Consider the following 12,750-nt stretch of genomic DNA (forward strand, 5'->3'; position numbering starts at 1 on the left):
TTCGGAAAGCCGACAAAATGCGAAGTCATCCGCGGTGTCGACGACCCCGAAGAAGAAGTCGCCAAAGCATAAAGCCGCCGGAAGGCGGCTTTTTTTATGCGAAAAAGACGAGCGGTACCGGCCGCTGAAAATCCTGCGGCATTTTATAACGGAAAAAGGGGCGGTATTTTATCACCCTTTTTCTATTTTGGGGAGCATCCTCAAATCCCCCGGTATGAAATCATCGATCTCGCCTGAATATGGCTTTATCACCCGTTTGATGGAAAGATTTTTCAGGTTATTGCAATGGCTTTCCCTATCCCAACTTGTCGTTGGCTCACCTCAAAATAAAAATAACCGACCGGATTTTAACGGCATGACAGGCCAAAAACGGAGGGCAATGTCGATAAGAAGGGCTTTGTCTGGCCGAAAACCGGACGAAAGCGGTAGCTGAGGCCGATGACGATTAGTTGGACAATGCCCCTTTTTACTAGTCTGCTTTTTTGATGTGCTAGACGACTTCTTGCTCGGCCATATAGCTAGTTTGCCGTGAAAATGATATCTTACCGCAAACCTTGCAGTCATGAACCCCAAAAAAATCGTATTTATCCATGGCCTGTGGATACACGCCACGTCATGGGAGCCCTGGATGGAATTTTTCAACCGGCGCGGTTATGAAACCCTGAACCCTGCGTGGCCCGGAGACGCTGCCACGGTATCGGAGTGCCGGTCCAACCCGCAACCGATCGCCAACCGCGGCGTCACCGAGGTGGTCGACGCTTATGCGAAAGTGATCGCCACCCTGTCCGAGCCACCCATCGTCATCGGCCACTCCTTTGGCGGCTTGATCGCGCAAATATTATTGGGTCGGGGTATCGCGTCCGCGGGCATCGCCATCGACCCGGCCCCTATAAAGGGCGTATGGCAGCTGCCGTTTTCCGCGCTGAAGGCATCTTTCCCGGTCCTGGGGAACCCATTCAACCTCAAGAAGGCCGTTTCGCTGACGTTCGATCAGTTCCGGTATGGCTTTACCAACGCCGTTCCCCTGGATGAAGCCAGGGCATTGTATGGACGCTGGGCGATACCCGCGCCGGCCCGGCCGCTGTTCCAGGCGGCGATGGCCAGCTTTGCCGGTCATGAGACAAAGGTGGACACCGCCAATACGTCGCGCGGACCGCTGCTCATCACGGGCGGGGAACGGGACCATATCGCACCGCCGGTGCTGGGCAAGGCGACGTTCAGGAAATATCCGAGGAACGTGGTGACGGAGTTCAAGCTGTTTGAAAACCGCGGGCATTCGCTGGTGATGGACGCGGGGTGGCGGGAGGTTGCGGAGTACTGCCAGACCTGGTTGAATAAAAACGGGTATTGATAAAAAGAAAAAGCACCTAGAAGTCGAAATTCTAAGTGCTTGCGTATTTTGCCTTTTTCTGTGGGAGCACTCGGGTTCGAACCAAGGACCCTCTGCTTGTAAGGCAGATGCTCTAAACCAGCTGAGCTATGCTCCCTTTACCGCTCCCGCGTAAAACGGGATTGGGAGTGCAAAGATAGGGGGAAAAGGCTTTCGGCAAAATTTTTTTTGGGCCCGGAGACGAGGTGGCGCCGGATCACCGCCGGGGCGGCAAAAACGCGAGCCGCCGCGGCAAAAACGCGAGCCGCCGCGCTTTAGAACTTCCTCCGGGTCAGGTTGAACCCGAGCCGGAACAGGCAGCCGCTGACATAGACGCTCTTTCCCGTGCAGATGCTGGTCAGCCCCCTCTGGTAGGAAATATCTACGTTCAGGTTGGCGAGATAGAAGCAAAAGCCCGCGATAAAACCAGCATACGACTTTGTCAACGCCGGGTCCGTATCCACCGATTCGGTCCCGTTAAGGCTGTGGAAACCCTTGGCCAGGTAACAGATTTGGGGGCCGGCGTAGGCGAAGATGGCGTCGGTATAAGGGACGCCGCCGGGATTGTAGTGGCCCGGTGTCGAGGTCGTGTTGTAGATGATGTGGTAATAGTCCCCGTGATCGAATACATAGGTGTTGGTGTAGCTGGTGGTCGCGGTATAAGAGGGTCGGGTGACCTTGTTCTTGAAGGACAAACAGTATTCGAACAGCAATGGCACGTTGACGTAATTCAGGGTCAGGGATTCCTGCCCATTCCCATCTCCTCCGTTGCTCGCGGTGAACCAGTCCCAGGTGGCTTTGGTCTTGATGCCAAAGCCCGGCCCGACGCTTCCCGGCTTATTCTTTTTGCGGAGCCATTCCAGGTAAATGTCCCCGGAATAGGCGGTCTGGTGCATCAGGTGGGATTGGACGAGGGCGTCGGTCTTTGGCTCCAGGGGCGTCACCCCGGTACCGCCCCACCAGGCGCCCACATCGAACCCGGAATTGAACCTCCAGGTTTTGGGGTGGACTTGCGTAGAATAGGTGTGGGTTTCCTGGGCGATGACGGACCCGGGGGCTATGAATAGGGCGAACCAGAGGAGTGAATGCTTCATAACGTACAAAGTCAGAGGATTGCCCTAAAGTAGGACCGCTCCGTGACCCGCACAATACCAGATTCCCGGTATTTGCGCCTACCGGGAATTCGGTAGATCGCGGGGGGGCGTGCCGCTGGCGCGGCAAAACGGGGGCTCGTGCCGCTGGCGCGGCAAAAACGAGGGCGAGCTCCGCCTAGAGCTTCCAGTCGACGACCTGGTTGACCCATTCCGCCCGATAGGGCGTGGTGACCTTGATATAGTTATCGGTGTACCCTTCCATCATGGGAGCCGCGCCATCGGTGCCCGCGTGGGCGCGCCCCTCGAAGAGGACCGGCCGGACCTGGCCTTCGTGGGCCCGGTTGAACGCCTGCGTTTTCATAAAGGAAAGGTTGCGCAGCGTCTTGTTGCGCTCGTGGCGCAAACCCGTGGGGACCACGGGGGAGATAGACAGGGCGTGGGTGTCGGCGCGTTCGGAATAGGTAAAGACGTGGAAATAGGCGACGTCCAGCTCATGGAGGAAGTCGAAAGTCTCGCGGAAGTCGGCTTCGGTTTCGGATGGGAAGCCCACGATGACGTCCACGCCTATCGCGCAGTGGGGCATGAGCGATCTTATCAGGGCGACGCGTTCGGCGTAGAGCTCCCGGCGGTAACGGCGGCGCATCAGGCCGAGGATGCGGTTGCTGCCGCTTTGGAGCGGGATGTGGAAGTGCGGCATGAACTTCCGGCTACCGGCGACAAAGCGGATGATGTCATCCGTCAGGAGGTTGGGTTCGATCGAGGAGATACGGTAGCGGTCGATGCCGGGGATGTCGTCCAGGGCGACGATGAGGTCGCCGAAGTGCTCGCGCCCGTCTGAAAGCGCCGCCGCGCCCCGGCCATCGGGCCCGAGCCCGAAGTCCCCGAGGTTGATCCCCGTCAGCACGATCTCACGGGCGCCTTCGGTGGTAAGTCGCCGAACGCCCGCGACGACCCCGGCGATGGTATCGCTGCGGCTGCGCCCGCGCGCCTTGGGTATGGTACAAAACGAGCACCCGTAGTCGCATCCGTCCTGCACCTTCAGGAACGTGCGGGTGCGGTCGCCTAGGGAATAGGATGGGTTGAAGCCCGATACCTCCTCGATGTCGCAGCTGCAGATGCGCGCGTTGTCGCCCTTGGTGAGGGTGCGCAGGTGCTCGGCGATGTTGAACTTTTCGGCGGCGCCCAGTACGAGGTCGACGCCGGGGATCTCCGCGATCTCGCGTGGTTTGAGCTGGGCGTAGCAACCCGTAATGACGACGAAGCTGGACGGGGCCTTGCGCTGGATGCGCCGCACCAGCTGGCGGCATTCCTTATCGGCGTTTTCGGTGACGGAGCAGGTATTGATGACATAAACGTCGGCCTTCTCCTCGAAGTCCTTCTTTTCGAAGCCTTCGGTTTCGAGGAGGCGGGACAGCGAAGAGGTCTCGGAGAAATTCAGTTTACAGCCGAGTGTATGAAAAGCGACGCTGGGCATAGCGCGCGAAGTTACGAAAAACGCGCGACCCGGGCCGCCGCGCGCCGGCCGGAAACCCGAATGTGCCACGAAAGGATTATTTTGCCATGGTGAAGAAGCTATTCCATTGGATATATGTCATTTATGCCCTCATCCTCTTTGGGTCGCTACTAATAGTCGTTTTTGTACTCGCGCTCCCCGCCTCGCTCCTCGGGGAAACGCGCGGCGGCAACGCCATCTACCTGTTGTGCAGGGCCTGGGCGGATCTGTGGTTTGCCGGGGTGGGCATACGGCACAAGAACATATATATACACCGGCCGCGGAAGCACGAGCCCTGTATCTACGTCGCCAACCATACTTCCTACCTGGACGCGGCACTGATCGTCAAGGCGGTGCGGTACCCGGTACGGCCATTGGGGAAGGTCGAGCTCGCGAAGATGCCCGTGTTCGGTTTTGTGTACCGCAAGACGATCGTGGTGGTGGACCGGAGCGATCCCGAGCACCGGGTTGCGAGTGTAAGACGGCTGATAAAAACGTTACAACAGGGCGTATCGGTGTTTATTTTTCCGGAAGGGACGTTCAATCAATCGAGCCAGCCGCTCGGTCCCTTTTATGACGGCGCCTTCCGCATGGCTATCGAAACGGGCTATCCCATACAACCGGTTTTATTCCTCGACGCGGCCAGACGGTTACCCAGCACGAGCATCTTCCACCTCACCCCCGGACCCAGCCGCGCGGTGTTCCTCGACCCGGTGCCCATAACCGGCATGACGATGTCGGATCTACACTTATTAAAAGAGCAGGTGCGCGTGGTCATGGAAAAGGGTTTAAAGGACTACGGCGCTTTATCTTTCGGTTAAGTATCTTAACGACGGAAGGGGGGCTTGCATTTTTTCGCAATTTGCGGCTCCTATGGACAATGGACTGCATATTGACCTATCGTCCTTGCTGACTGCCGTACAGAACGGTTCCCACGAAGCCTTCGTAGAGGTATATACCGCACTACATATAAGGGTGTTCCGCTTTTATCAAAAAAGGGCGGGAACCGACGAGTCCGCAAAAGAACTGACACAACAATGTTTTGTGCGGTTCTGGGAATACAGGCGTTCGTTATCGCCCGAACACGCGCTCGAAAAGCAACTGTTCATCATCGCCCGGAGCGTGCTGATCAACCACCTCCGCAAGGAAGAGGTGCGTCGTAAGGTAAAGCCTGCGGAAGAGGGCGTGTCCAACGAGCACGCGGAATTCGAGCTTACGGGGCACGTGCATGCCGCGCTGGACACGCTTTCCCCGGTCCGGAAGAAGGTGGTCGAGCTCAAGGCCCTCCACGGTTTTACCAACCGGGAGGTGGCCGAGCGGATGAATATCTCCATCAAAACGGTGGAAGACCATATTACAAAGGCGTTCCGCCAGCTGAGACAGGTGGTGTCCAGCTTTTTTTTCTAACGAGCAGGGGTAAACTACCCCTTTAGCTGTATATAGTATAGAGTCCCATTCATGCAGACAGAAAAAGAGGATCAGCGGTACTTGCAAGAACATCCCGAGCTCGGGAATTTGCAGGAGGAATTCGAGCAGGCGGACGGCGAAACCCCTTTGCCGGAAGGCTATAGCGAGGATATGCTGCAGACCGTTGTAGCGCGGACGCAGACCGGTAACGGCCGGGTATGGCCGATCCGAATCGCCCTCTCCGCCGCCGCGGCGATACTGATCCTGGTGGGCGTCGGACTATTGCTCAGGGAAACACGACCGGTCAACCGCAAGGTGATGGCGCGCACGGCAAAAAAGGTGCGTTGGCTGACACGGACAAACACTACCGGGCAACAGGACGCCTGGACGATGCCCGACGGCTCCACCGCCATCCTATATCCAAACGCAAGAATCCAATATCCTGAAGACTTCGGCCACGGCGCCCGGGATGCAAAAGTAGAGGGTAAGGTGTTTTTCGAAGTGGTCAGGGACGAGCACGCGCCTTTCGCGGTCTACACGGGAGGACTGAAGACGGAGGTGCTGGGGACTGCCTTCAAGGTCGTCAACGCCGCCAGCGAGGTACAGGTAGAGTTGTTTACCGGAAAGGTGCGGGTAGACGTACCCGATAGCAACTACGTCCTCACGCCTGGCCAGGAGCTGACCTGGAGGAAAGACAACACCAAGGTGTGGGTAACCAGCTTCAACCGCCGCGACGGCAAGACGAAGCTGCTGGACGGCAAGCCCGGCACGCTGGCGAACTGGTACCTGTTCAACGACCAGAACCTCGGCACGGTCTTCGACCAGTTGTCGGCCATCTATGGAATGGACATCGAATACGACGATCGCGCCATACGAAATATGTACTTCCTCGGCAGGCTCGATAGAAAGGACTCCCTGGATAAGATTCTCAACGATCTTGCCTTATTGAATCATCTGACCCTGACCCGCAGGGGATCGACTTACAGGATTTCAAAATAACTACTCAAACCTATCTTCACATGAGATTGCAAAAATCCATTTTTTGCTGGCTGGCACTCTTTTGCCTGTCCGTGAGCGTACGCGCCCAGGACAAGACAGGCAGCGTCAACGGCATCGTCAAGAACGAAGCCGGCGCCCCGGTGGCCGCCGTCTCGGTCATCGCGACCAACCTCGTTACCGGATTATCCGCGGGTACCGCAACGGACTCATCGGGTGTTTTCCGTTTTGAAAAGCTTCCGGTTAAAGGCTCCTATTCGTTTACGTTTTCCTCCGTCGGTTTTCACGACCAGACCCTAACGGGTTACTCCGTCAAGGCGGGCAGCTCGCTGTCCATTTTTGTAAAGCTCGTCAGCCAGGCCAATACCCTGGAGGACGTCGTCATCGTCGGGTACGGCACCCAAAAGAAAGCCGACATCACCGGCGCCGTGTCACAGGTCAGCGGCGAGGTCCTCGACGGCCGTTCGCTGCCGAACGTAACGCAGGGGCTGGAAGGCGTCATCCCTAACCTGAACCTCGTACCGGCGGATGGCAAACCCATCCAGTCGGCCACGTACAACATCCGCGGCACGACCTCCATCGGCCAGGGAGGGAACGCGCTGGTGCTCATCGACGGGATCGAGGGCGATCCCAGCCTGCTCAACCCGAACGACATTGCCTCGGTGACGGTGCTCAAGGACGCCGCTTCGTCGGCGATCTATGGCGCCCGCGCGGCCTTCGGCGTGGTGCTGATCACGACCAAGGCGCCCACCAAGGGCCGGGCGCAGATCACCTACAGCTCCAACTTCGCGATCAAGTCCCCGACGACGGTCCCCAAGATCGTATCGAACGGTTACCAGTACGCGACCATGTTCGACTCCGCCTGGACCGCCTGGAACGACTATTCCCAGACGCCCCAGAACATCAACAAGACACAGCCCTTCTCCACGGCTTACCTGCAGGAATACGCCAAGGTCAACGCGGACCCGACCCTGCCCAAGGTCCAGGTCGGCAGCAACGGCAACTATGTGTACTATGGCAACACCAACTGGTATGACCTGCTCTACAAGAAGCACGAAGAAGCCACCGACCAGAACATCTCGGTGACGGGCGGCAGCGGCAAGGCCACCTATTATGTGACCGGCCGTTATTCCGGCTGGGACGGCTTGTTCCGCTACAACTCGGATGTGTATAAGCTCTATACCCTGACCGCCAAGGGTTCGGTCGACGTTTTGCCCTGGCTGAACATCAGCGACAACACGCAATACAGCTATCGCACATACCACAATCCTTTGAATGTCGAAGAGGGCGGGGGCATCTGGCGGAACATGGCGGACGAGGGTCACCCCTCCTCCATGCTCCAGAACCCCGACGGGACGCTGACCTATAGCTCCGCAAGCACGGTAGGCGACTTCTTCTACGGCAAGAACGGCTACAACTTCACCAACAGCGTGATCAAAAACACGGCGGCCTTTACGAGCCACTTCTTCGGCGACCGTTTCCGCGTAAAAGGTGACCTCACCTACGAGAGCACCGAGGCGAACTCCAAGCGGACCCAGGTACCGGTGCCCTATAGCGTCACCCCCGGCGTGATCGTGTATGTCGGCTCCGGCACCAACGACATCCAGATGGTGTACAGCACCACCAACTACCTCGCCACCAACCTCTACGGCGAGTATGAGAATACCTTTGCCAAGAAGCACTACTTCAAGGCCCTGGCCGGTTATAACTACGAGCAATCCGTGTATAACGGCCTGACCACCGACCGCAACGGCCTGGTGTATTCCAACGCCACCGACATCAGCCTCGCCCTCGGCCAGAACATCTCCACCTCAGGCGGTTATGAAAAGTGGGCTATCGTGGGCGGTTTCGGTCGCTTGAACTACGCTTTCTCCGATAAATACCTGCTGGAGCTGGACGGCCGCTACGACGGTTCCTCCAAGTTCCCCGCCAGCCAACGTTTTGCCTTCTTCCCCTCGGCGTCAGCCGGTTGGCGGTTGTCAAAGGAAAACTTCTGGCACGTGTCCACCAAGGCGATCTCCGACCTGAAGATCAGGGGTTCTTACGGTTCGCTGGGGAACGGGAGCATCAGCTCTTACGTCTTCCAGCAGAACTTCGGGATCTCCCAGTCCGGCCGCGTCATCAATGGCGTCCGCAACCAGGAGACCAGCCAGCCGAACGTGCTGCCCAATGGGCTGACGTGGGAGACGTCGGTCACCAAAGACCTGGGTCTCGACCTGTCCGCCCTGGACAACCGGCTCACGTTTACGGCCGACGGGTATATCCGCAATACCAACAACATGTTCACCGTGGGTAAGACGCTCCCGGCGGTGTTCGGGACTTCCGTGCCCAAGGGGAACTATGCCGACCTGAAAACCACGGGTTGGGAAGCCTCCATCGGCTGGAAGGACCAGTTCACGGTGGCCCGCAAGCCCTTCCACTACAACCTCGGCTTCTGGATGTCGGACTACACGGCAGAGATCACCCAATACAACAACGCCACCAAGTCGCTCACCGACTACTATGCCGGTATGCATATGGGCGAGATCTGGGGCTATACCAACGATGGGTATATCCAGAACCAGGCGGACATCACCTGGGCGCAGGGCGCGCAAAAGATGTTCCACGCCTCCACTACCGGACAGTGGTTGCCTGGCGACATCAAGTTCAAGGACATCGGCGGCGGCACGAACGGTAAACCCGACGGCGTGATAAACAACGGCAACAACACCGCCACCAATCCCGGCGACATGCGGATTATCGGTAACTCGCTGCCCCGCTACACCTACGGGTTCACCCTGGGCGCCGACTGGAGCAACTTCTTCTTCAGCGCCTTCTTCCAGGGTGTAGGCAAACGGAACTGGTACCCCGGCTCGGAAGCCGACGTTTTCTGGGGACAATACAACCGCCCCTACAACTACCTGATGGAATACCAGCTGGGTAGGATTTGGTCCCCCACCAATCCCAACGCCTACTTTCCCCGCTATCGCGGCTACGTAGCCCAGAACGGACAGGGTGAATTGGCCTTTGCGCAGACCAAGTACCTCCAGAAAGTCAATTATCTCCGGTTGAAAAACCTGCAGGTAGGGTACAATCTGCCGCAGCACCTGATCCGCAAGATCGGTTTCTCGGGCGCCCGCGCCTATTTCTCCGGCGAAAACCTCTGGAGCTGGTCCCCGATCTACAAGCTGACCCGGAACATCGATCCGGAAAGCATCGGCGGTTCCGACATGATCCTGACCAACGGCACCAACGGGAACGGCAACAACTATCCCATGTTGAAAAGCGTATCGGTAGGTCTTTCCGTATCCCTGTAAAAAGTGTATCACTTTAAAAAGAAGACGATGAAAAAATACATATTAATCGCCTCCGTTATCTTCCTGGCCGGTTGTACCAAACAGCTTAACCAGACGCCCCAGTCGACGGCCAGCGTAAGCGCCATTTTCGGAACGACGGGTGGTTTGCAGCTGTACGCCACTTCCTTTTACGACAATCTCCCCGGCATCAGCGACGTTTATAAGACGGACGCGGGTATGTCGGACCTGGGCACCCAAAGCTCGCCGCCTTCCTTCCTGCTGGCCGGCGCGTATACGTCCCGTCAAAGCTCCGGCTGGTCCTTTACGGCGCTGCGGAACATCAACTACTTTATCGCCAACAATACCAACCCGGCCATCCCCGTGGCCACCCGCAACAACTACAACGGGCTGGCGCGTTTCTTCCGGGCATATTTCTACTACAACATGGTCGTCCGTTTTGGCGACGTGCCCTGGGTCAGTACACCGCTCAGCGTGACCGACTCCACGCTGTACGCGGCCCGCACGCCCCGGGCGGTCGTGATGGATTCGATCCTGGCCGACCTGGACTACGCCATCGCCAACATCTCGATGACCACCGATCCCACCGCCAGCCAGATCACCCGTTGGGTGGCCTATGGGCTGAAGTCCCGGGTATGTCTCTTCGAAGGCACCTTCCGGAAATACCGCGGCGGCCAGACGTCCGATTACCAACCCTGGCTCCAGGAAGCCGCCACGGCCGCCAAGGCCGTGATCGACAGCGGTCGCTTCGCCCTGAACCAATCGGGCGGCGTCACCCAATCGTACCGCCAGCTGTTCATCAGCGCCGCGCCCATCGCGAGCGAGGTCATGCTGTCCAACGTGGCCAGCTCCTCCCTGGCCGTTTTCAACGACGCCAACTGGTATTTCACCAGCGCCACCTACGGGGTACGTTTCAGCTACACCCGCCGGTTCATCAACACCTACCTGAATCTCGACGGGACGCCCTTTACGTCGACGCCCGGGTATGACACCGTGACGTTCGTCAACGAAGTAAAAAACCGCGACACCCGTCTCCAGCAAACGATCCGCACGCCGGGGTACAACCGCATCAACAGCGGGAACCCGGTCGCGGCGCCCCCCGTTTTTTCCTATACCTATACCGGTTACCAGCCGATCAAGTGGTGTCTGGACGACGTGTATTATGACAACGGCGCCAACAACACCAATTCGATTTCGCTGATGCGGTACGCGGAAATCCTCCTGAATTATGCCGAGGCCGAGGCGGAGCTGGGGCAGATGACCGCCTCCATATGGTCCTCGACGATCGGCGCGTTGCGCGCCCGGGCCGGGATCACCGGCGGGCTGACGACCGTACCGACGACGGCCGATCCTTATATGGAAGCCTATTTCCAGAATACGGTAACGGACCCGGTTATCCTGGAAGTACGCCGCGAGCGCGGCACCGAGCTCAACCTCGAAGGTCTCCGCTACAACGACCTGATCCGCTGGCAGCAGGGGCTCCTGCTCACCCTCCCCTGGAACGGCTTCTACGTGCCGTCGCTGAACACGCTGATGGATTTGAATGCCGACGGCGTCCCCGACGTTTGCTTCTACCAGGGTAGCGCGCCGTCAACGGTCGCCGGAGTGACCTACGTGAACGTCTCGTCCACGCTGAACGGCGGCCCCAACCCGCAGATACTGTCGCAAGGCGATCACGGGGAGCTGCACTGGCTGGATAACGTGAGCCGTACCTTCGACACGACGTATATGTACCTGTACCCGATACCGTATTCGGAGCTGCAGCTGAATCCTAACTTGCAGCAGAATCCCAAATGGCAGTAGTTTCCCGGCAGCGCCTCCGGCGCGGCCTCAACACCTGATATGAAAAAAGTTCTCTTTTTTGCTGCCCTGGCCCTGATAGGCCGGGGCAGCTTTGCGCAGCACGTGATCCTGGTGACCATCGACGGTTTCCGGCCGGACTATTATCTCGACACTACCTGGCACGCGTATACGCTGCAGGAGCTGGCCCGCAACGGCGTCCACGCCGAAGGCGTAAACAGCGTATTCCCGTCCATCACCTATCCGTCGCATACCACCGTCGTCACGGGCGTCCAGCCTTCGACGCACGGGGTTTACTATAACGACGTATTCGATCCCTCCGCGAGGGGCAGGATATACTGGAACGACAGCTCGATCCACGCGCCCACGCTGTGGGGCGCGGTCACGAAGGCAGGGATGCGCGCCGACGCGCTGCTCTGGCCGGTCTCCGCGGAAGCGCCGGTGCGCTATGACCTGCCGGACGTGGGCTCGATGGGAGAAGCGGTCCGTGAGAAGTACGCCAGGCCGGCCGGTTTCGTGGACACGCTCCGGAAGTTTGTCTTCGACGGCGCCGCCCGGATCGAGTATGGCCACGACCAGAACGTGGCAAAGATCGCGGCGTACGTGATCGCGCACGACAAACCGAACTACCTGACCGTCCACCTGTTCTCGGTGGATCATTTTTCCCACGAGCAGGGCCGCCACGGGGATCACGTCGCGGCTGCCATCCGGGATGCCGACAGCGCGGTGGCCATCATTTCCGATGCGATAAAAGCCGCGGGGATCGGGGATTCCACCGTCCTGATCGTGACCGGCGACCACGGCTTCCTGGACGTGACGCATCACGTCAACCCGAACGTATGGCTCGCCGATGCCGGTCTTTTTCCGAAGGCACGGTTTAACAGCGCCGGCGGGTCGGCGTGGCTTTATCTCCAGGATACGGCCGACAAGGCAAAGGTGCTGCAGGCGTTGCCCGATTCGGCGCGCGCATATTTCCGGATCATCGACCGCCCGCAGATGGACGCCATCGGCGCCAACCCGGAATGCGCGCTGGCGCTCAGCGGGTTGAACGGGGCGTCCTTCGGGAACCAGGACAAAGGCCCGGCCATTACGCCCGGCAAGGGCGGAGCCCACGGTTATTTCCCGGACTTCCACGAGATACAGACCGGGTTCATCATCGCCGGCCCGGGCATTGCCAGGGGCGGTACGATCCATGCCATGAACCTGCGCGACATCGCCCCCACCGTGGCGCGTATCCTGGGGATCGATTTCCCGTCGGCACAGGGGCACATCCCGAACGGCGTCTTCGCGCAATAGCGC

The 12,750-nt window shown here is 58.8% G+C and carries 10 protein-coding genes and 1 tRNA gene; 8 read left to right on the forward strand and 3 right to left on the reverse strand.

Going from position 1 to position 12,750, the window contains the following annotated elements; genetic code table 11:
- Together VL547_RS09935 and VL547_RS09940 are read left to right on the forward strand one after the other, a co-directional pair.
- The coding region (locus VL547_RS09935; RefSeq protein ID WP_325577508.1) for a hypothetical protein at positions 1 to 433 on the forward strand (433 nt) is incomplete at its 5' end.
- Positions 434 to 562: 129 nt separating this feature from the next.
- The gene (locus tag VL547_RS09940) at positions 563 to 1,351 is read left to right on the forward strand and encodes an alpha/beta hydrolase (protein WP_325577509.1); all 789 of its coding nucleotides are present in this window, start codon (positions 563 to 565) and stop codon (positions 1,349 to 1,351) included.
- 61 nt (positions 1,352 to 1,412) lie between these two features.
- On the opposite strand, the gene VL547_RS09945 is transcribed toward VL547_RS09940, so the two are convergent.
- The 3 genes from VL547_RS09945 to mtaB all read right to left on the reverse strand — a co-directional run bounded on the left by VL547_RS09945 (position 1,413) and on the right by mtaB (position 3,937).
- A tRNA-Val gene (locus VL547_RS09945) sits at positions 1,413 to 1,487 on the reverse strand.
- Between the two features lie 157 nt (positions 1,488 to 1,644).
- On the reverse strand, positions 1,645 to 2,463 hold the full coding sequence (locus tag VL547_RS09950; RefSeq protein WP_325577510.1) for a hypothetical protein: 819 nt from the start codon (positions 2,461 to 2,463) through the stop codon (positions 1,645 to 1,647).
- 175 nt (positions 2,464 to 2,638) lie between these two features.
- Positions 2,639 to 3,937: a tRNA (N(6)-L-threonylcarbamoyladenosine(37)-C(2))-methylthiotransferase MtaB gene (gene mtaB, locus VL547_RS09955; RefSeq protein ID WP_325577511.1), complete on the reverse strand. Its 1,299-nt coding sequence runs from the start codon at positions 3,935 to 3,937 to the stop codon at positions 2,639 to 2,641.
- Positions 3,938 to 4,023: 86 nt separating this feature from the next.
- Between mtaB and VL547_RS09960 the strand changes: the two genes are divergently transcribed.
- Genes VL547_RS09960 through VL547_RS09985 form a run of 6 tightly spaced genes read left to right on the forward strand, consistent with a single transcriptional unit; the run spans position 4,024 to position 12,747 of the window.
- On the forward strand, positions 4,024 to 4,776 hold the full coding sequence (locus tag VL547_RS09960; RefSeq protein WP_325577512.1) for a lysophospholipid acyltransferase family protein: 753 nt from the start codon (positions 4,024 to 4,026) through the stop codon (positions 4,774 to 4,776).
- Positions 4,777 to 4,828: 52 nt separating this feature from the next.
- Positions 4,829 to 5,362, forward strand: coding sequence for a sigma-70 family RNA polymerase sigma factor (locus VL547_RS09965; RefSeq protein WP_325577513.1), 534 nt, complete (start codon positions 4,829 to 4,831; stop codon positions 5,360 to 5,362).
- A gap of 51 nt (positions 5,363 to 5,413) precedes the next feature.
- Positions 5,414 to 6,361: a FecR family protein gene (locus VL547_RS09970; protein ID WP_325577514.1), complete on the forward strand. Its 948-nt coding sequence runs from the start codon at positions 5,414 to 5,416 to the stop codon at positions 6,359 to 6,361.
- 20 nt (positions 6,362 to 6,381) lie between these two features.
- Positions 6,382 to 9,654 carry a SusC/RagA family TonB-linked outer membrane protein gene (locus VL547_RS09975; RefSeq protein WP_325577515.1) on the forward strand — a complete coding sequence of 1,091 codons (3,273 nt, stop codon included), beginning with the start codon at positions 6,382 to 6,384 and terminating at the stop codon, positions 9,652 to 9,654.
- A 27-nt stretch (positions 9,655 to 9,681) separates the two neighbouring features.
- Positions 9,682 to 11,454, forward strand: coding sequence for a RagB/SusD family nutrient uptake outer membrane protein (locus tag VL547_RS09980; protein ID WP_325577516.1), 1,773 nt, complete (start codon positions 9,682 to 9,684; stop codon positions 11,452 to 11,454).
- A 39-nt stretch (positions 11,455 to 11,493) separates the two neighbouring features.
- Positions 11,494 to 12,747, forward strand: a complete 1,254-nt coding sequence (locus VL547_RS09985; RefSeq protein WP_325577517.1) for an ectonucleotide pyrophosphatase/phosphodiesterase — start codon at positions 11,494 to 11,496, stop codon at positions 12,745 to 12,747.
- Positions 12,748 to 12,750: the final 3 nt, after the last annotated feature.

Source organism: Dinghuibacter sp. (assembly GCF_035492835.1).
Lineage (GTDB): Bacteria > Bacteroidota > Bacteroidia > Chitinophagales > Chitinophagaceae > Dinghuibacter.